General features: G+C 42.2%; 19 protein-coding genes. 12 read left to right on the top strand and 7 right to left on the bottom strand.

What is annotated here, in order from left to right; translation table 11 throughout:
* Positions 1–2: 2 nt before the first annotated feature.
* Genes fliP through R3D86_02250 form a run of 3 tightly spaced genes read right to left on the bottom strand, consistent with a single transcriptional unit; the run spans position 3 to position 1445 of the window.
* A complete protein-coding gene (gene fliP / locus R3D86_02260; GenBank protein MEZ5757025.1) occupies positions 3–773 on the bottom strand; it encodes a flagellar type III secretion system pore protein FliP in 771 nt (256 codons plus the stop codon).
* A gap of 28 nt (positions 774–801) precedes the next feature.
* Positions 802–1116, bottom strand: coding sequence for a flagellar biosynthetic protein FliO (locus R3D86_02255; protein MEZ5757024.1), 315 nt, complete (start codon positions 1114–1116; stop codon positions 802–804).
* A gap of 2 nt (positions 1117–1118) precedes the next feature.
* Positions 1119–1445: an EscU/YscU/HrcU family type III secretion system export apparatus switch protein gene (locus R3D86_02250; protein MEZ5757023.1), complete on the bottom strand. Its 327-nt coding sequence runs from the start codon at positions 1443–1445 to the stop codon at positions 1119–1121.
* Positions 1446–1695: 250 nt separating this feature from the next.
* Here R3D86_02250 and flgB point away from each other — a divergent pair, with 250 nt between their 5' ends.
* The 8 genes from flgB (at position 1696) to recA (ending at position 8816) form a co-directional block, all read left to right on the top strand.
* Positions 1696–2118 (top strand): flagellar basal body rod protein FlgB, encoded by a 423-nt coding sequence (gene flgB, locus R3D86_02245; protein ID MEZ5757022.1) that lies wholly within the window; start codon positions 1696–1698, stop codon positions 2116–2118.
* Between the two features lie 41 nt (positions 2119–2159).
* A complete protein-coding gene (gene flgC, locus R3D86_02240; protein MEZ5757021.1) occupies positions 2160–2567 on the top strand; it encodes a flagellar basal body rod protein FlgC in 408 nt (135 codons plus the stop codon).
* A 16-nt stretch (positions 2568–2583) separates the two neighbouring features.
* Entirely contained in the window at positions 2584–2922 is a 339-nt protein-coding gene (locus tag R3D86_02235) for a flagellar hook-basal body complex protein FliE (protein MEZ5757020.1), read from the top strand.
* Between the two features lie 23 nt (positions 2923–2945).
* A complete protein-coding gene (gene fliQ, locus R3D86_02230; GenBank protein ID MEZ5757019.1) occupies positions 2946–3212 on the top strand; it encodes a flagellar biosynthesis protein FliQ in 267 nt (88 codons plus the stop codon).
* Entirely contained in the window at positions 3205–3957 is a 753-nt protein-coding gene (fliR, locus tag R3D86_02225) for a flagellar biosynthetic protein FliR (protein ID MEZ5757018.1), read from the top strand. The genes fliQ and fliR overlap by 8 nt, the downstream gene beginning before the upstream one ends.
* Positions 3958–5049, top strand: a complete 1092-nt coding sequence (flhB, locus tag R3D86_02220) for a flagellar biosynthesis protein FlhB (GenBank protein ID MEZ5757017.1) — start codon at positions 3958–3960, stop codon at positions 5047–5049. It begins immediately after the preceding gene.
* A gap of 47 nt (positions 5050–5096) precedes the next feature.
* A complete protein-coding gene (locus tag R3D86_02215) occupies positions 5097–7517 on the top strand; it encodes a response regulator (protein ID MEZ5757016.1) in 2421 nt (806 codons plus the stop codon).
* A gap of 219 nt (positions 7518–7736) precedes the next feature.
* Entirely contained in the window at positions 7737–8816 is a 1080-nt protein-coding gene (recA, locus tag R3D86_02210) for a recombinase RecA (GenBank protein ID MEZ5757015.1), read from the top strand.
* A 70-nt stretch (positions 8817–8886) separates the two neighbouring features.
* Here the strand turns inward: recA and R3D86_02205 are convergent, their stop codons facing one another.
* Positions 8887–9501, bottom strand: coding sequence for a LysE family translocator (locus R3D86_02205; protein MEZ5757014.1), 615 nt, complete (start codon positions 9499–9501; stop codon positions 8887–8889).
* A 217-nt stretch (positions 9502–9718) separates the two neighbouring features.
* On the opposite strand from R3D86_02205, the gene alaS reads away from it, so the two are divergent.
* Entirely contained in the window at positions 9719–12364 is a 2646-nt protein-coding gene (gene alaS, locus R3D86_02200; protein MEZ5757013.1) for an alanine--tRNA ligase, read from the top strand.
* A gap of 10 nt (positions 12365–12374) precedes the next feature.
* Positions 12375–13568, top strand: a complete 1194-nt coding sequence (locus R3D86_02195; protein ID MEZ5757012.1) for a cyclic nucleotide-gated ion channel — start codon at positions 12375–12377, stop codon at positions 13566–13568.
* 51 nt (positions 13569–13619) lie between these two features.
* Here the strand turns inward: R3D86_02195 and R3D86_02190 are convergent, their stop codons facing one another.
* Positions 13620–14834, bottom strand: coding sequence for an NADP-dependent isocitrate dehydrogenase (locus tag R3D86_02190; GenBank protein MEZ5757011.1), 1215 nt, complete (start codon positions 14832–14834; stop codon positions 13620–13622).
* Positions 14835–14953: 119 nt separating this feature from the next.
* Positions 14954–15538, bottom strand: a complete 585-nt coding sequence (locus R3D86_02185; GenBank protein MEZ5757010.1) for a TIGR00730 family Rossman fold protein — start codon at positions 15536–15538, stop codon at positions 14954–14956.
* A gap of 217 nt (positions 15539–15755) precedes the next feature.
* On the opposite strand from R3D86_02185, the gene R3D86_02180 reads away from it, so the two are divergent.
* Positions 15756–16805 carry a LysM peptidoglycan-binding domain-containing protein gene (locus tag R3D86_02180; GenBank protein MEZ5757009.1) on the top strand — a complete coding sequence of 350 codons (1050 nt, stop codon included), beginning with the start codon at positions 15756–15758 and terminating at the stop codon, positions 16803–16805.
* Between the two features lie 2 nt (positions 16806–16807).
* Here the strand turns inward: R3D86_02180 and R3D86_02175 are convergent, their stop codons facing one another.
* Positions 16808–17245, bottom strand: a complete 438-nt coding sequence (locus R3D86_02175) for a hypothetical protein (protein ID MEZ5757008.1) — start codon at positions 17243–17245, stop codon at positions 16808–16810.
* Between the two features lie 200 nt (positions 17246–17445).
* Between R3D86_02175 and R3D86_02170 the strand changes: the two genes are divergently transcribed.
* Positions 17446–19338, top strand: coding sequence for an ABC transporter ATP-binding protein/permease (locus R3D86_02170; protein MEZ5757007.1), 1893 nt, complete (start codon positions 17446–17448; stop codon positions 19336–19338).
* Positions 19339–19380 lie beyond the last annotated feature (42 nt).

The raw sequence follows: 19380 nt of genomic DNA, 5'->3' as shown, positions 1-19380 counted from the left end.
ATTTAAATGCCCGGTGGTGTAGCACCTGAACCGAAGCTTTGTATCAAACTGCCAACCAGCAAATGCCAGCCATCAACCATCACAAAGAAAATCAGCTTAAAAGGCAATGAAATTAGAACGGGCGGCAACATCATCATTCCCATGGACATCAGGATTGATGCAACAATCATATCAATAATTATAAAGGGAATGAATATGAGAAAGCCTATTTCAAATGCTCTTCTAAGTTCACTTATGATAAAGGCTGGAATAAGCACCTGAATGGGGGTATCCGCTGCTTCGGCTGGAACGTCCGTTCTTGATAAATCAATAAATAATTGCAGATCCTTTTCCCTGACCTGGCTCATCATAAATGTATGAAAAGGCGTGGTTATTTTATCGTAAGCTTCTTCCTCAGTAATCTGATCATCAATTAATGGGGTTACGCCCTGGTCGTAGGCTTCCTTAATTGTCGGTGCCATTATAAAGGCGGTCATAAAAAGGGCGAGACTGATTAAAACCACATTGGGGGGAGTTTGCTGGGTTCCCATAGCACTGCGTAAAAGTGAAAATACAATGATAATCCGGGTAAAAGACGTCACAACAACCAGAATTGCCGGAGCCAGCGATAGCACGGTCATTAGAAGCAACAGCTGGATAATCTGGCCGGAAAGCCCAAAATCCTCACCAAGATTTAAGGAGAGTTCCTGAGCTGATGCGGGAAATAATGTACCCGATATCAAAAAAGCGGTGATTGCCGCAAGACACAATTGGAGTCTGGTTATTTTATTCATAGTCAAATTCATTTGTCCTGAAATCTGTTCAATCGCCAATATTCTTCGGCGGTCTTGATTTCAGGTCTATATTTTGTTCAATGAGCAAGTCGCGTTCTGCGCCTAGCATAATCAGATGTTCTTTATCATCCCTGCGAATGAGCATAAGCCGTCTTTTAGCATCTACAGGAAGTATTTCCACAATATTCAGTCTTTTTTTCTTTTCATTAGTCTGGTCAACAGTGACCCGAGCAATAAAGCCCAGTTTTTTGGCTCCATAGGCAAAAGCGGCAAGCAATAGAATAACAAAGCCCAGTGCGAAGACGAACTTGATAATAGCGGTTCCGAGTGACAATTCTTCCATTTTTATTCCCGCTTTTCCGCATTCATCATTTCATGGTGTCTTGCTTCATCAAGAACTATATTTTCATGGTACACATGACAGAGAATCTCAGAAACAACATTAAGTGCCTCAATCGGGATGAGACTGTCAACTTCGAACTGCGATAATATTTCAACAAGTTCTTCGTCTTTTCGAACTTTGACATCATTATCAAATGCCAGCCGCAGGATTTTTTCAGCATTTGTTCCAACGCCGGATGCCGTGATTCTGGGGATGTCACGATGATCCCCCTGCTGCTCAAGGGCAACAGCTTTTTGTCGTTTGGCTATCTCTGTTCGGTCATCATTCATTCGACATTTTCGCTTTGATTGAAATGAGGGTATCCTTAATTTTCGGAAATTTAAACTATTTTTCTTAAATAGGCTAACTTAGATTGTAATTATGTAAAAATTTAAGTATGTATTTAAGAATATTAACAGATTGTTAATTATCTGACTGCACAATGTCATTAAATCTACAAATTTACTTTTGTATTTTTATAGTGTAGTCTGAAGTCAGCCTTGGGCAATTTACGCTTAAAGAACGGCTTAGGGAAAAAGAATGGATTTAAAGAACATTTCATTGTTCAAGACGCTCAACCAGAAAATGTCCTGGCTTAATGAGCGGCAAAAAGTCCTGGCACAGAATATTGCCAATGCGAATACTCCGGGATACGTCTCGCAGGATCTGAAGAAAGTCAGTTTTCAATCACACTTGGACAATTATGACGCGGCTGATCAGGATCAGTCACGGACAGTGATGAAAGTATCTGAACCAGGCCATATGAATGGCTTTGGTGCAGCTTCCGCACGTTTTGAAATCAGACAGGAAAAATCAGAATTTCTGGAAACCACACCGGATGGAAATACGGTTGATCTGGAACGCGAGCTTTCAAAAATGGCGGAAGTCCAGATGGAATATACAATGGCAACCAATTTATATAAGAAACATATTGGTATGCTTAAAATGGCATTAGGCAAATAATACAGACAAAGATTCTGTATTTATAAGGCTGGGAGTTTAAAATGGATTTATCCAAAGCGATGCTTATTTCTGCTTCAGGAATGAAGGTGCAGAACGTCCGGATGAGGATTATTGCGGAGAACCTGGCAAACCAGGATTCCGTGGCGACAAAACCGGGGGAGGACCCTTATCGCCGTAAAAGTCTGAGTTTTCAGAATGTCCTGGACAGGGAAGCCGGTATTAATAAAGTTGAAGTGAAAAAAGTTCTTTACGACCAGTCTGAATTTGGTATGCGCTATGACCCGGGACATCCTGCTGCTGATGATACTGGATATATCAAAACAACGAATGTGAACGGACTTGTTGAGCTGATGGATATGAAACAGGCACAGCGCAGCTATGAGTCTAATTTAAACGCAATGGATGTATCAAAAAGCATCATAATGCGTACCGTTGACTTGTTACGGTAAGATAGGGAGCAGATAAATGGCTGATATTAAAACACTTGATGCTGCAAATGCATATGCCAATGCCTTAAAAAACCAGGGTTCCGGATCAGTAGGATCAATTGGAAAAATTGGGTCAATTGATGGCGGAGACGGTGACAAAAATATGTTTTCACAAATGGTTTCTGAAACCCTTGAAGGAACATCAGGCGCTTTGAAAGCCAGTGAAAGTGCCGGTATTCAGGCGATGAATGATAAAGCGGATCTTGTACAGGTTGTAACGACTGTTCAAAATGCAGAAATGGTGTTGGAGACAGTGGTTGCCGTACGGGATAAGGTCATTGCCGCCTATAACGACATCATAAAAATGCCAATTTAGAATTTAATAAGAAGGTAATTCACATGAATGGGGCTGACGTAATAGATGTAGCGCAGGATGCGATCTGGGTTATTATCAAGGTTTCCGGCCCGATCATGTTGGTGGCACTGGTTGTTGGTCTGATTGTTTCAATGTTTCAGGCGCTTACACAAATTCAGGAAATGACCCTAACATTCGTTCCTAAAATTATTGCTATATTTTTCTCTTTGCTTTTGTTCCTTCCATATATGGGCGATACGCTTGGAGCATTTATGCAACGAATTGCGGAACGGATAATCGGCCTTGCTTGATTTTTTACCCCAGGAAATTTTTGGTTTTTTTCTTATCTTTGCCCGCATGGGGGCAATGGTAATGATGTTACCGGCGCTTGGTGAAACAAGTGTTCCGGCAAGGGTAAGGTTATTTCTTGCGTTAAGCATTTCGATTATAATTTACAGTCTGGTAAATGCGTCAGTGCCGATGATGCCGGTATCACCGATTGCGCTTGGTGTATTAATTGTTTGTGAAACATTGATCGGCTTAATGATGGGGCTTTGTATCAGACTGCTGGTAAGCGCACTTCATATTGCCGGGACTGTTATTGCCATGCAATCCGGGCTTGCTATGGCACAGGCTTTTGATCCTTCACAAGGCAGTCAAAGTTCACTGGTGGCAACTTTTATGACTTTGCTTGGTATTACACTTATTTTTGTGACAGATTTACATCATCTGATGATTTCGGCAATGTATAACAGTTATACTCTGTTTCCAATTGGAGGGAATATTGTCATTGGCGGCTTTGCGGAACTTGTTGCTGATACCGTCAGTAATTCATTCAAGCTCGGTATCCAGATGGCGTCGCCCATAATCGTCTATGCAATTGTCTTTAATGCAGGGCTGGGGGTGATTTCACGGCTCGTCCCTCAGCTTCAGGTGTTTTTTGTTGCCATTCCTATTAATATCGTCATGGGATTTGTCATATTGGCTGTGGTTATTTCGGCTGCCATGGCATGGTATCTTGATAATATTGAAACAAGTCTAAGGATGTTCCAATAGATGTCAGACGAAGATGAATCACAAAAAACAGAAGAACCGACGCAGAAGAAACTGTCGGACGCCATGGAAAAGGGCGAATTTGCTAAAAGCCAGGAAGTAAAAAACTGGTTTGTGCTATTCGGTGCGATGATTGTCGGGATGGTGGCGATTAATGGTTTGGCCAGCAATATCCGTATTGCCATGGCCAGTGTGATTGAAAATTCCTACCGAATTCCTGTCGATGCAGAAGGGCTAGGCAGATTTATGACGGATATTATAAGCCAGATTGGTATCTATCTGATTTTTCCTGTCATAATATTAATCCTGGCAGCATTGGCTGGAGCGATGATCCAGCACCGACCAATGATCAGTTTTGAGAAAATTCAGCCTAAACTTAATAAAATTTCACCGTTAACGGGATTTAAAAATAAATTTTCAATGCAAAATCTGGTTGAGTTTCTGAAGTCACTCTTCAAACTTATCCTTGTCGCTACAGTAGTTGTCTTGATTGTCTGGCCGGAAAAAGATGTTCTTGAATCGATCATGACAATGGAAGCATCGGATGTGAATGGAATAATTTCCAATCTGGTCCTACGGGTTTTAATTGGTGTTGTTTCCATTATGGGGCTGGTTGCCGGACTTGACTTCCTGTTTCAGAAATTTCAGTTCACCAAAAAAATGAGGATGACTAAGCAGGAAATCAGAGACGAATATAAACAGTCCGATGGTGACCCGCAGGTAAAAGCAAGGCTCCGGCAAATCAGGATGGAACGGGCTCGTACAAGGATGATGGCTGCGGTTCCCGAGGCGGATGTGGTGATTACCAACCCGACCCATTATTCCGTCGCTCTCAAATATGAGCATGGCAAAATGGAAGTGCCGAAAGTTGTTGCAAAGGGAGTGGATAATATAGCGTTAAAAATCAGGGAAGTGGCAAAGGAAAATAATATTCCCATTCTTGAAAACCCGCCGCTCGCGCGAACCCTTTATGCTGCTGTCGAAGTTGACGAGGAAATTCATAGCGATCATTATAAAGCGGTTGCCGAAATCATTGGTTTTGTGATGCGTCTGAAAAAAGGTGAAAGAATTGTGTATCAGGCGCCAAAAGAATGATACATATTTCGTTGTAATAATTAAGAGAATTTGTAAGGCATTTATTTATGAATAGATCAGATCGTCATATTTCATTTGATTATTCCTATTTTATTGCAATTGCCGGAATTGGTGGATTGTTCTGTTGTGCAGCTCTCATGATTGGAATTGCCTATGGATTGCCAAGTATTGGTTATTATGCTGCCTCTGTAGTGCTTGTTATTACAGCCTTTATCCTGCTTATGATTATCAGAAAGGCAAATTCGGTTCGGGCCGTTCTTGCAGACAGCCTGACTTCTGCCAAAAGTGAAAATGTTGGTGTGGCGATGCTTATGACTTCACCTGCAGGTGATGTGGTCTATGCCAACAAAGCGGCCAAAACTTTATTTGAGAAATATGAATTTGGAACACCTAAATCACCTCTGAAAATCGATGTCTCCAATAAAAATACGATTGAAGATACGCTAGGTTCCCTTGTCGTGGGAAAAATGAAAATCATTGTTTCTGAAGTCCGTGACAGTGGGAAATATCTCAAATTTGAAGTTGAGAAAGTACATAAAAATGGTGATTTTTTCTCCTGGCGTATTTTTGAGGACGCGACTGCTGATAGCCCGTTTAATATAGGGAGCACCGGGCTTGACCAGCTTGAAAAAATTGGACATTTTTTTGGAAAGTCGGATATCGGAATTGTAGCGCTTAATGAAGCAGCGAAGATTACATATCTGAATGAATTTATGATTAGCCTGTTATTTGAAGACAAGGCAGAACCGGAATTCCCCATTGATCTGTCGCAGATCAGTCAGCACACTCATAAGAACTTTAAAAATCAGGTTGAGTTTACCGCCAGTTCAGGGAAAAAAATAAAGACCTATGTGAAACCGTGGGCTCATTATACAGATGAAAATACACGTTATTTTCTTATTCTGCCTGATCAAAATAATGAAAATCAGAATGACAGTGAAAATAATGATGTCAATTCTGATAACAGCTTTTTCCTAAGTTCGCCTATCGGCATTGCGGTGGTGAGCAAAAAAGGATTAATCAAGAAAAAAAATATTGTTTTCAGTAATTTTCTGGCTGAGTTGGAGCTAGATCAGAATGACAATATTAAAGATATCCTGACAGAAGAAAATACGACGGCCGTTTTTAAGGAAATTAAAAAAACGCTGGAGACCGGCAAACCCAGTCGTATGGTGGAGCTAAGTTTTCAGGGCATTAGCGGTAAGCAGGGACAATTTTATATTACGAGCGCGGGAAGCGACGGTGATCATAAAGATGTCATTATTTATCTTATTGATATTACTGAACAGAAAAGTCTTGAGCTTCAGTTTTCCCAGTCTCAGAAAATGCAGGCAGTGGGACAGCTGGCAGGCGGGATTGCCCATGATTTTAACAACCTTCTTACGGCAATTACAGGATTTTGTGATCTGCTGCTGGTTAAACATGGCCCCGGCGATCAGTCTTTTTCAGATATTATTCAGATCAAACAGAATGCCAATAGAGCGGCAAATCTGGTCAGACAGCTTCTTGCATTTTCAAGGCAGCAGACGCTCAGGCCCAAAGTTCTGGTCATGACAGATGTTATTGCCGAGCTTTCAAATCTGTTAAGACGCCTGATTGGCAGCAATATCGAACTGGAAATAAATCATGGTCGGAATATTGTACCGGTAAGGGTTGACCAGGGTCAGCTTGAACAGGTGATCATTAATTTATGTGTCAATGCCAGAGATGCGATGCCGGATGGCGGCAAACTGGAGATTAAGACCCGCAATATTGGTACGGATGAGTCAATAAAAATTGGCAAGAAATATTCGGTATTCCCGAAAGGGGATTATGTTCTTCTGGAAGTTATTGATAACGGCATAGGGATTTCAAAGGAAAATCTGGAAAAAGTTTTTGAGCCGTTTTTCAGCACAAAAGATGTGGGTAAGGGAACGGGACTTGGTCTTTCAACAGTTTATGGGATTATCAAGCAGACCAATGGTTATGTGTTTCCGGAAAGCGAACTTGGGGTCGGTACATCATTTAAAATTTATCTTCCGCAATATGTAGAAGGCGAGGTTGAGGAAATTGATAGTGTTGAGAATACGATCAAATCCGAGGATAAGGCAAAAGATCTGACAGGCAGCAGTACAATCCTGTTGGTTGAAGACGAAGATGCGGTCCGCATGTTTGCCTCCCGTGCGCTTAAAAATAAGGGTTATACTGTTTTTGAGGCAGATTGCGGTACGTCCGCCCTTAAATTGATGAATGAAACGGACGTAAAAATTGATTTGCTGATCAGTGATGTGATGATGCCGCAAATGGACGGACCTACACTGGTTAAGAAAATAAGAGAGACAGATAAGGAACTTAAAGTGATCTTTATATCAGGATATGCGGAAGATGCGCTTGATGATAATATTATGGATAAGGATTTTAACTTTCTTTCTAAACCATTCAGCCTTAAACAGCTTGCCGAGCAGGTCAAAGAGGTTCTTGAGAAATAACTGCTCACTTCTCTTTTGTGTGATTCTTTAAATTTCATAACAGATTCTGATTTCTAGTGTTCTTATGTTCTTTATTTTTGAGAACAAAAAGAACATAAAATTAATAAAAGTGTTTAAAATCAATTAGTTATAAAGTTCTTTACAAATAAGAACAAACAGTGTACATATAGTTTGTTTACAAGCAACAACACTATATGGGATATAGAAGGAGACATAGAAATGGCATCATCAAATTTAAAGCTGGTTGGACAGGATAATATGGATAAACAAAAAGCATTAGACGCGGCTCTGGGACAGATTGAACGCGCCTTCGGTAAGGGCTCAATTATGAAACTTGGCCAGAATAACGCCGTGGATGTTGCGTCTGTTTCAACCGGTTCTCTCGGGCTTGATATTGCACTGGGTATCGGCGGACTGCCGAAGGGGCGGATTATTGAAATATATGGTCCGGAAAGCTCAGGTAAAACCACACTTGCGCTACATGTGGCGGCAGAAGTGCAAAAAGCTGGTGGAACTGCTGCTTTTGTTGATGCGGAACATGCGCTTGACCCTGTTTACGCGGGCAAGCTCGGCGTTAATCTTGACGAACTGCTGATTTCCCAGCCTGATACCGGTGAACAGGCATTGGAAATTACTGATACACTGGTGCGTTCCGGTGCAATTGATGTTCTGGTTGTAGACAGTGTCGCCGCACTGACACCGCGGGCCGAGTTGGAAGGGGAAATGGGCGATTCACATGTTGGCTTGCAGGCACGCCTGATGAGTCAGGCCCTTCGAAAACTTACCGGTTCAATTTCCAAATCAAATTGTATGGTCATTTTCATCAACCAGATCCGTATGAAAATTGGTGTGATGTATGGAAGCCCGGAGGTAACGACTGGTGGTAATGCGCTGAAATTTTATTCTTCCGTACGTATTGATATTCGCCGCATCGGTGCCATCAAGGAAAAAGAGGAAATCGTCGGCAACCAGACACGGGTTAAGGTCGTTAAAAATAAGGTCGCCCCACCATTCAAGGTGGTTGAGTTCGACATTATGTACGGTAAAGGTATTTCCAAAGTGGGTGAACTGGTTGATTTGGGTGTTAAGGCCGGAATTATTGAAAAATCAGGGTCCTGGTATTCCTATGACAGCCAGCGTATTGGTCAGGGTCGGGAAAATGCCAAACGTTTTCTTGAGGAAAATCCGGAACTTGCCGATGAAATTGAAAAATCTGTTCGCGTCAATGCCGGCGTTATTGACAATGCGATGTTGAAAGACGGCTCCCTGTGGGAAAATGAAGAGCAGGAAGACGTGTAAGTTAATTATCCCAGCAAACTCATAAGGCACCGGGTTTCCGGTGCCTCTTTTTGTTTGTTTATTCGTCTTTTTATTGTTCTGTAAGGGCGAGCTTAATGCCTAATGCAGCAAAAATGATGGCAAAAGTACGCTGGCTATTTTTCATGATTTTTGGCGATTGGATGATATGTGTTCTGAAGCTTCCAGCAAAAATTCCATAAAGTGCAAAAACAACAAATGTCATAACCATGAAAATTATGCTGAGGGTAAACAGATTGATTACAGGCGCCTCGGTATTGGCCGGGATAAATTGCGGCAGAAAAGCCAGAAAGAAAATAGACAGTTTCGGATTTAAAATATTAATCAAAAATCCTTTGGTAATTATATCGCTCATTTTTTTATCTGCGCTTTGTTTTTCGAGCTTTAAGCTGCCGGTTTCCCGCCACATGGACCAGGCCAGAAAGAATAGGTAAGCAACGCCGATAAATTTTACGATCTGAAAGGCAAGAGCACTGACATGTAGCAAAGTGGCAAGCCCGAGGATCGTGGCAAGAAGGTGGGGAATTATTCCGGTCGTACAACCGATTGCTGCAAATATGCTGGCGCGTGCCCCTAGAAAAAGACCATTTGAAACTGTATAAATCACTCCTGTCCCCGGGATCAGAACTACAATTAAAGACGTTATCAGAAATTCAGTCGTGATCATTTTGTATCCTTTATCTTATCTCTCTTTATGAGTAATAGAGAAAATAACATCATTCAAGCGTATTAACAGGCTTAATTTAGGTATTATTTTTGATTGGCTCAAGTTCATCTATGGACTTGATTTAAGGGCTGTTATAAAAGGCTTTGAAAAGAAGCTGACAATATGGGATAAAAAATAAAGTCAGTTAGATTGAATGAAGAAGGTAAGTGGACATAAAATGAAGAGTACCAATGAAATAAGAAACGCTTTTTTGAACTATTTTAAAAATGCAGATCATGAGGTTGTTCCAAGCAGCCCATTGGTGCCAGATAATGATCCGACTTTGATGTTCGTAAATGCCGGTATGGTTCCCTTTAAAAATGTTTTTACAGGTATGGAAACACGCCCTTATCAAAGGGCGGCATCAAGCCAGAAATGTGTCCGTGCCGGTGGCAAGCATAATGACCTTGATAATGTGGGGTATACAGCAAGGCATCACACATTTTTTGAAATGCTCGGTAATTTTTCCTTTGGTGAATATTTTAAGGAAAACGCCATTTATTATGCCTGGGAATTGCTGACTAAAACATATGGAATTGATAAGGCCAGATTACTGGTCACCGTGTTTCATGATGATGATGTCGCCTTTGATCTCTGGAAAAAAATCAGTGGACTGCCGGAAGAAAAAATAATCCGCATTGCCACTTCGGATAACTTCTGGTCTATGGGACCAACTGGACCGTGTGGCCCCTGTTCAGAAATATTTTTTGATCATGGCGAGAAAATATGGGGTGGTCCTCCCGGTAGCGCTGAAGAAGATGGTGACCGGTTCGTGGAAATCTGGAACCTGGTTTTTATGCAGTTTGAACAGCTTGAAAATGGGGACAGAATTAATCTGCCAAAGCCAGCCATTGATACGGGTATGGGGCTGGAGCGCATTGCGGCCGTATTGCAGGGAGTTCATGACAATTATGAAATTGATCTTTTTAAAAAGCTTATTGAGGCATCGGCTTCCTGCAGTGGTGTTGAGCCATATGGTGATCATAATACCTCACACAGGGTGATTGCGGATCATCTCAGATCGACATCATTTTTGATTGCTGACGGTGTCCTTCCATCCAATGAAGGGCGTGGCTATGTTCTCCGGAGAATTATGAGAAGAGCTATGCGTCATGCCCAGATGATTGGATGTACTGAACCATTGATGCATAAACTGGTTCCGGCACTGGTCGGTGAAATGGGACAGGCATTTCCGGAATTGGCAAGGGCGGAGGCACTTGTTGCTGAAACCCTTCTGCTCGAAGAAAAGCGGTTCCGTAAAACATTGGATCGTGGTCTTCGCCTGCTGGATGAAGAGGTGGCAACTATTGGCAAGAATGGGGTGTTGGATGGTGCCGTTGCCTTTAAACTTTATGATACGTATGGCTTCCCGCTTGATCTGACACAGGACGCATTACGGATTAAAGGGCTTACGGTTGATGAGAATGGTTTTAATGAAGCCATGAAAAAACAAAAAGCAGAAGCCAGAGCCGCATGGAAAGGCTCAGGCTCAAGTGCAACAGAAACAGTATGGTTTGAAGCGCAGGAGAAGCTTGGGGCCAGTGAATTTGTCGGTTACAGTACGACCCATGCTGAAGGGATTATCAGTCAGATCGTCGTTGATGATACAGTCGTGGACAAAGCCAAGCAGGGGGATAAGGTATCCATACTGACCAACCAGACACCTTTTTACGCGGAGTCAGGCGGTCAGGTGGGTGATATCGGAACCTTTGTAACCTCAAAAGGGGCAGAGGTAAAAATTACCGACACTCAGAAAAAACTTGGTGTTCTTCATGTTCATATCGGCACAGTTACTAAAGGGAATATTTCTGTTGGCGATGTGGTTGAAATGACGGTCGATGTTGAGAACCGTAACAAGATCAGGGCCAACCATTCAGTTACCCATATTTTGCATGCGGCACTTCGTAATCAGTTTGGTGAGCAGCTGACCCAAAAAGGATCACTGGTGAGTGCTGATAAAATGCGTTTCGATATTAGTCATGCCAAAGCACTTAGCCACAATGAATTAGGCAGCATAGAAGCAGAGGTAAACAGGATTATCCGTCAGAATAGTGAAGTAACCACCAGATTAATGACACCGGATGAAGCAATAAAGGCTGGTGCCATGGCTTTATTTGGTGAGAAATATGGTGATGAAGTGCGCGTTGTCGCCATGGGCAAGGCAGATAACGGGAATGATTATTCGGTGGAGCTTTGTGGTGGAACTCATGTGAAACGAACAGGTGATATCGGTTATTTCAAGATTATATCGGAAAGTGCGGTCTCATCGGGTGTTCGCCGTCTTGAAGTGCTGACAGGGAATGCGGCCTGGCAATATTCTGCGGAGCAGGAAAATTATCTGATCGAAGCGGCCTCAGCCATTAAAGCACCTGTAAATGAGCTGCCAACCCGATTGGCAAGTCTGATCAGTGAACGTAAAGCCATGGAAAAGGAAATTGCGGATCTGCAGAAAAAAGTGGCTCTTGGTGGGGGGGCGTCAACCAAAGAAGATGAAATAAAAGATATAGGCGGTATTAAGTTTATTGGCAGGGTTCTGGATGGAATACCGGCAAAAGAACTTCGCGGTCTGGCCGATGACGCGAAAAAAAGGATTGGCTCCGGTGTTATAGCCTTTATTGCCGTTAATGATGGAAAGGCTGCCGTATTGACAGCTGTCACTGATGATCTGACAACAAAAATCAGTGCCGTAGACCTGGTGCGAATTGGGGCAGGGGCCGTGGGGGGTAGCGGTGGTGGCGGCCGTCAGGATATGGCGCAGGCTGGCGGTCCTGACGGCTCAAAAGCACAAGAAGCACTAAAAGCGATAGAGGAACACTTATCCTGATGGGACGAAAATGTCAGCAAGCGAGACGAGTTTAAGAAGGAAAATATTTGAAATAATTGAAATTGGTGGGAGTGGTCACCGGATCGGGCGCTTTTTTGATGGTTTCATGATCGGCTTGATTTTGCTGAATGTCTGTGCTGTTGCTCTCCAAACCGTTAAATCCATTGATATGGATTATGATAAGCAGTTCGTAATTTTTGAAATATTCTCCCTTACCGTTTTTATTATTGAATATTGTCTTCGTATTTGGACGTCCGTAGAATATCGACCGCATCCCGAAATGCATGGTAAAAATAAATTCAGACTGCAATTTATGCTGTCACCATTAATGGTGATTGATTTTATTGCAATTGCGCCGACAATAATGTTTTCCTTTGTTGGCCTTGATCTGCGTTTCTTACGAGTTTTCAGATTTTTAAGACTGTTTAAATTAATGCGCTATTCGCCGGCGCTTAGTTCCCTGGCGAGCGTTTTTTATGAAGAAAGAAGGGCGCTTATTGCGACCTTAATAATTATGCTGGGTCTGGCTTTATTTGCATCAAGTGTCATGTATTATCTGGAACATGCCGTGCAACCACAGGCGTTTGGCAATATTCCCAGTGCGATGTGGTGGGCTTTCGCAACGCTGACGACGATAGGGTATGGCGATGTTGTGCCAATCACCACAATGGGAAAAATATTTGGGGCAATTGTTATGGTGCTCGGGGTTGGTGTCTATGCACTTCCAATTGGTATTGTGGCATCCGGTTTTGCCAATGAAATTCATCGACGGGATTTTGTTGTCCGTTGGGGGCTGGTGGCCAATGTTCCATTATTTAACGGGCTTGATGCCAATCTGATCAATACAATTGCCAAAAGATTGAGATCACAAGTGGTTGAAAGCGGGCGCCTTGTTGCTTATGAAGGCGAAGACGCAGACAGATTATTCTTAGTGGTTTCAGGAGATATAAGAAGAAGGGATGAAGAAGGGGAATTTCATCTGAAAAAGGGAGCCTTTTTTGGTGCAAAATCATTAATGGAAAGGACGACTTTTCGTGCCAATTATGTGGCAACCTCAAAAACGCAGCTTCTGGTCCTTGATGCAACAGACTTTCATCACTTGCTGGATCATTATCCGAGCCTTAAAGATAGAATAGAAGAAACCTATGTTCGTGGTGACGCCAAAGAAGACTTTGGTCAGGCAAAAGTAGAAGAATTGCGGTGATAAAAAAAGCGGACACATGGTCCGCTTTTTACTTTTTCGATTAAAGCTAATTTAGCCCATTTCTTTTTGAAGATTTTCATCAATTTTATCAAAAAACTGTTTTGAGGTCAGCCAGTTTTGCTCTGGTCCGACCAGCAGGGCGAGGTCTTTTGTCATGTCGCCCTGTTCCACAGTTTTAACGCATACTTTATCCAGCGCATTGGCGAAATTTATCAGCTTCTGATTGCTGTCAAGTTCGCCGCGGTGGCGTAATCCGCCGGTCCATGCATAGATTGACGCAATCGGATTTGTTGATGTTTCTTCGCCACGCTGATGCAGACGGTAATGGCGTGTTACTGTACCATGTGCGGCTTCCGATTCAACGACCTTGCCGTTCGGTGTCATCAGAATTGATGACATAAGTCCAAGGGATCCAAAGCCCTGTGCCACAGTATCCGACTGGACATCGCCGTCGTAGTTTTTACAGGCCCAGACAAATTTACCGTTCCATTTCATGGCGCAGGCGACCATATCGTCAATCAGACGGTGTTCATAAGTAATGCCTGCCGCTTTAAATTTATCAGCAAATTCATTTTGGTAAACGTCTTCAAACAAATCCTTAAATCGTCCATCATAAGCTTTGAGGATAGTGTTTTTCGTTGAAAGATAAACAGGCCATCCAACATTCAAGCCGTAATTCATGCTGGCGCGGGCAAAATCACGAATGCTGTCATCAAGATTATACATTCCCATGGCAACGCCGCTGCTTTCGAAATTATATACTTCGTGTTCGATAACATCGCCACCATCTTTTGGCTCAAACTTAATAGTAAGCTTACCAGCACCTGGAATTTTAAAATCAGTTGCGCGGTATTGGTCACCAAATGCATGACGTCCGATCACTATCGGGTCGGTCCATCCTGGAACCAGACGCGGAACATTTGAACAGATTATTGGGCTGCGAAACACGGTTCCACCAAGAATGTTGCGGATTGTCCCATTTGGTGAACGCCACATTTTCTTTAATCCGAATTCTTTTACGCGTTCTTCATCAGGCGTAATGGTCGCGCATTTTACGCCAACACCATGTTCTAAAATCGCATGAGCACTATCAATGGTGATCTGGTCATTTGTCTCATCCCGGCTTTGAATGCTGAGATCATAATAGTGAAGATCAATATCGAGATAAGGATGAATAAGACGCTCCTTGATCCAGGCCCAAATGATGCGTGTCATTTCATCGCCGTCAAGTTCGACGACGGGATTATCTACTTTAATTTTTGCCATGTTGTTCCTTTTTGTTTTGATAATTGCCGCAGTCTGCGGCGGTTAAAAATATTCCCGTTTATTGCGCGAAACCTACCACTAGCGGGCGTAACATGGAAGACCTGAAATGCATTTTTTGATTAAAACAGGGTATTTTTCGGGTCAATTTTAGGCTCCGGCAAGGATTCTAGCAGAGGCAACACTTCATCCGGAGAATTTACGACATTGAATAAGTCCAATGTTTCTTTCATGGTAAATTCATAATTCATGATATTTCTGAGGAGGTCCATAAATGGATTCCAGTAATTTTCCGAGTTAAGCAGGATAATGGGCTTATCATGCAGTTTCAGTTGTTTCCATGTTATGACCTCTATCGTTTCATCCAGTGTACCGATGCTGCCAGGTAAAACTAGAAAGGCATCGGAATGATCAAACATCAGTCTTTTCCTTTGATGCATATTATCAACAATCGTAAGTTTGGTCAGATTTGGGTGGGCAACTTCAGATTTGTCAAGGTGACCCGGGATGATTCCATGGACCCGGCCGCCACTGTCCATCACTGACGTTGCGATAATGCCCATAAGGCCGACATTGCCGCCACCATAAATAAGTTCAATTTGATTGTTACTCATAATTTCCCCCATCTTTCTGGCTAGAAGTCGGAAATTTTCGTTATTGCCCGGGCGTGAACCGCAATAAACGCATAATGATTTAATTTTGTTCATCAGAAAATCTTATAAATTAATAATCCATATTTTTTTGAATCTTATTTGTTAGCCACATATTTGACAAATTTTATTTTTAAAAACATTTTTGTGAGGGTTATATTTTACGGAATATTTGAATTAGCAAAAAACACACTGGTAATTATATGGTCTTAGACTATATAAGTGTTATAGTTAAAGGTGAATTGCTTCATTTTTGTGAAGCTGGAAAAGAAAATTGAGCGACTATTTAAATCATCAAAATAATAATCGGGGGTCTGGGTTAAAATTTAGCCTGTCACTGTTAGCCATCGTAGCAATTGGTGCAGTGATCTGGGTAATATTTCTTGCTGATGATGGTGCTGAAACCGATTTTACAACGGCAACCATCAATGAGGTGACGGAAAGTACAAATGTTCAGGCACCTGCCGTCCCTGTGGCAGAAACAATAGTTCCCAGTTTTGATGTCGTTCGTATCAGTCGAAATGGTACCGGTGTTATCGCCGGTCGCGCCGAGCCAAATAGTGACGTGATCATTTATGCAAAAGAAAAGCCAATAGGGTCAGCCATTACGGACAGAAACGGTGAATGGGTTTTGCTTTTCGATGAGCCATTACCAATCGGCCCGACTGAGCTGAGCATCGTTTCAAAAACCCAGAGCGGGTTTGAAATTGCATCAAGTGATATTGTCATTGTGGCTGTTCCTGAAAGAGGGGATGTTGACTTTAACAGCGATGATACTGATGGTGTGGTTGCAATTTTAAGCCCTCGTAGTGGAAATGGACCGAGCAGGGTTTTACAAAAACCGAAAAATGTTAATCTTGCTTCAGCAACCAAGGGACTGTCTCTTGATGCGCTTGACTATACTGACAATGGCATAACTGTTGTCAATGGAAGTGCTGAAGCCGGGGCAACGATCAGAATATATCTTGATAATGAATTTATGGGCGATGTCACATCAGGTGAAGAGGGAACCTGGAAATTTGAAATTGATAAAAAATTGGCGCCCCAGGAGCACGTGATAAGACTTGACCAGCTTCTTCTGGACGGCAATGTGGAGGTCAGGATTTCACAGCCATTCAATCCTTATATTGCAATTGACAAGGACAGGGCGACAGGCGATGTGATCGTAAAACCGGGCAACAGTCTGTGGCATATTGCCAGAAAGCTTTATGGCTCAGGATATCAATATACGGTTATTTTTGGGGCCAACATGGATATCATAGGGGATCCAAATCTGATTTATCCCGGTCAAAAATTAAACCTGCCACTTGAGCTGTTACAATAAATTCAGGCAATTTTCCTGCTGACGTAATCATTCTGAGTTTTGCCGACCGCAGTTTTTATCTCAGCAAATATTTTTCTCGTATCGAGAAGAGTATAAAGGATAGCCTCCATAATTATTTTGGCACTGATTTCTTGACCCAAATGAGTTTTTAAGGGCATACGGCACCGGCAGTGGTGGTCAATGGTTATGATACCGCGTACTATTAAAGGTCCTAGTTCCTTTAATATTTGTGAACGGTGCAATTTGTTTTCAGCACTGTAAGGAAGAATTCCTAAATCTGCATCCAAGTGAAGTATATATGAATTCCCTGAAGCGTCTTTTAAAATTTCACAGGCAAAGGGGATCGCGCCATAAGTAAATTTGTAATGGAGCGGAAGCAAAGCTTCATAGTCTGTCTGATTAGAAACGAATGATGTTTTAAACTGTTCTATTTTTTCCATGCCGTTTGCACAAAACCCTTGATTTATTAGTCGGATATTGAATTTTCAGAAAAGCAAATTAAATAAGTTACTATCCCATATTTCTGATAGTATGAAATTGATATTAATATTATGTAAATCAGGCCGCTTTGGGTTTTAAAAAGTGGCTATTTATTTTTTAATTTAATTAAATTCTATAAATTCCCGTAAGGACAATCCTGATGGCAAGTGATGAAACAGCCGATAATAAAGATCTACTTGAAAGCAATGAGAGCGCTGGAAACCATGTAGCCACCGTAAGGGAGCTTTGGCGTTATTTATGGGTTGATGGCAGGAACGACCTAAAAATGCGGGTTGTGTTGGCCATGTTTTTTCTTGTTATGGCTAAAGTGCTTGGCGTTTATGTCCCGTTTTTATTTAAGGATGCCGTCAACATTCTTTCCGGTGATACGAAACCGACAACGGGAATGGTTGTTGCCGCTGTCCCGCTAGGCTTGATTATTGGATATGGCACGGCAAGGGTTTTAACGCAGGCGTTCGGTGAAATAAGGGATGCGATTTTTGTGAAAGTCGGACAAAACGCACTTCGGAATATTGCCCTGAATACCTTTCGACATTTGCATCTTCTATCTTTAAGATTTCACCTTGAACGTCGAACCGGAGGATTAAGCAGGGTTATCGAAAGAGCGACAAGAGGAATTGATTTTCTGCTTCGCTTCATGCTTTTTAACATCATCCCGACCATTATAGAAATTGGAATGATTTCGGGCATTTTCTGGATAAAATTCGGCTATCTTTATGCACTGATCACGTTTATCTGCTTAAGCAGTTATATATATTTCACTATTGCCGTGACTGAATGGCGTCTTAAATACCGCCGTGAAATGAATAAGCAGGATACGAGGGCCAATGGCCGGGCCATTGACAGTCTGATCAATTTTGAAACCGTAAAATATTTCACCAGCGAAGAACATGAAGCAGAGCGCTATGACCGTTCGCTCAGGCAATATGCCGAAGCGGCAATCAGAAGTCAGCTTTCACTGACCTTGCTCAATATAGGGCAGGGCGTCATTATTTCAGGGGGGCTGATAGCCGTATTACTGATGGGGGCGCAGGGGGTTGCAGATGGGCGTTTTACCATAGGTGATTTCGTGTTGATCAATGCGCTGCTGATACAAATTTATATTCCGCTTAATTTTCTGGGCTTTGTTTACCGTGAAATTAAACAGGCACTGGTCGATATGGAAAAAATGTTTCTGTTAATTGCCAAAAACCCTGAAATAAAGGACAGCGAAAATGCTGTTCCCCTGCATGTTAGTAAGGGGGATATTGAATTTGAAAATGTCTGTTTTCAATATAATGAAGACAGGCCCATTTTAAAAGATATCTCGTTCACGGTAAAAGGTGGTACGACAACGGCGATTGTCGGGTCCAGCGGTGCCGGAAAATCAACCATTTCACGGATTTTATTTCGCTTTTATGATATCAGCAGCGGCGCGGTCAAAATTGACGGACAGGATATTCGAAATGTCACGCAATATTCATTGAGACGGGAAATCGGGGTTGTGCCGCAGGATACAGTCCTTTTTAACGACAGTATAAAATATAATATCGCCTACGGTAATCATGAGGCAAGTGATGAAGAAATATTCAATGCCGCAAAACTGGCAAAAATTCATGACTTCATAATGAAATTACCGGATGGCTATGAAACCGAAGTGGGTGAGCGCGGACTTAAGCTTTCGGGAGGCGAAAAGCAGCGTGTCGCCATCGCCAGAACGATCCTTAAAAATCCATCAATATTACTGCTTGATGAGGCAACATCCGCACTGGACAGCCATACCGAACGAGATATTCAAAAATCACTAGAACAAATTTCCGAGCAAAGAACGGCCATCGTTATAGCCCATCGGCTCTCGACAATTATCAATGTAAATGAGATACTTGTTCTGGATGATGGTGTAATAGTGGAGCGGGGAGATCATAACACATTGCTTGAAAAAGAAGGTGTTTATTATCAGATGTGGCAGAAACAACAACAGCTTGATGAAGTGCAGCAAAAACTTATCGAGCTTGAAAAAGATGACGAGAATGCTTGCATAACTGAAGCTTAGGCATTATCGATTGATTAAATTGACTTAAAATAAGAACCAAGG

It is taken from the genome of Emcibacteraceae bacterium, from assembly GCA_041396985.1.
Classification (GTDB): domain Bacteria; phylum Pseudomonadota; class Alphaproteobacteria; order Sphingomonadales; family Emcibacteraceae; genus Pseudemcibacter.
This window is presented reverse-complemented; position numbering and strand designations above follow the sequence as displayed.

Excerpts from the sequence above, each read along its gene's own strand:
- fliP (MEZ5757025.1), bottom strand. The coding sequence starts at position 773 with ATGAATAAAATAACCAGACTCCAATTGTGTCTTGCGGCAATCACCGCT.
- R3D86_02255 (MEZ5757024.1), bottom strand. The coding sequence starts at position 1,116 with ATGGAAGAATTGTCACTCGGAACCGCTATTATCAAGTTCGTCTTCGCA.
- R3D86_02250 (MEZ5757023.1), bottom strand. The coding sequence starts at position 1,445 with ATGAATGATGACCGAACAGAGATAGCCAAACGACAAAAAGCTGTTGCC.
- flgB (MEZ5757022.1), top strand. The coding sequence starts at position 1,696 with ATGGATTTAAAGAACATTTCATTGTTCAAGACGCTCAACCAGAAAATG.
- flgC (MEZ5757021.1), top strand. The coding sequence starts at position 2,160 with ATGGATTTATCCAAAGCGATGCTTATTTCTGCTTCAGGAATGAAGGTG.
- R3D86_02235 (MEZ5757020.1), top strand. The coding sequence starts at position 2,584 with ATGGCTGATATTAAAACACTTGATGCTGCAAATGCATATGCCAATGCC.
- fliQ (MEZ5757019.1), top strand. The coding sequence starts at position 2,946 with ATGAATGGGGCTGACGTAATAGATGTAGCGCAGGATGCGATCTGGGTT.
- flhB (MEZ5757017.1), top strand. The coding sequence starts at position 3,958 with ATGTCAGACGAAGATGAATCACAAAAAACAGAAGAACCGACGCAGAAG.
- R3D86_02215 (MEZ5757016.1), top strand. The coding sequence starts at position 5,097 with ATGAATAGATCAGATCGTCATATTTCATTTGATTATTCCTATTTTATT.
- recA (MEZ5757015.1), top strand. The coding sequence starts at position 7,737 with ATGGCATCATCAAATTTAAAGCTGGTTGGACAGGATAATATGGATAAA.
- R3D86_02205 (MEZ5757014.1), bottom strand. The coding sequence starts at position 9,501 with ATGATCACGACTGAATTTCTGATAACGTCTTTAATTGTAGTTCTGATC.
- alaS (MEZ5757013.1), top strand. The coding sequence starts at position 9,719 with ATGAAGAGTACCAATGAAATAAGAAACGCTTTTTTGAACTATTTTAAA.
- R3D86_02195 (MEZ5757012.1), top strand. The coding sequence starts at position 12,375 with ATGTCAGCAAGCGAGACGAGTTTAAGAAGGAAAATATTTGAAATAATT.
- R3D86_02190 (MEZ5757011.1), bottom strand. The coding sequence starts at position 14,834 with ATGGCAAAAATTAAAGTAGATAATCCCGTCGTCGAACTTGACGGCGAT.
- R3D86_02185 (MEZ5757010.1), bottom strand. The coding sequence starts at position 15,538 with ATGAACAAAATTAAATCATTATGCGTTTATTGCGGTTCACGCCCGGGC.
- R3D86_02175 (MEZ5757008.1), bottom strand. The coding sequence starts at position 17,245 with ATGGAAAAAATAGAACAGTTTAAAACATCATTCGTTTCTAATCAGACA.
- R3D86_02170 (MEZ5757007.1), top strand. The coding sequence starts at position 17,446 with ATGGCAAGTGATGAAACAGCCGATAATAAAGATCTACTTGAAAGCAAT.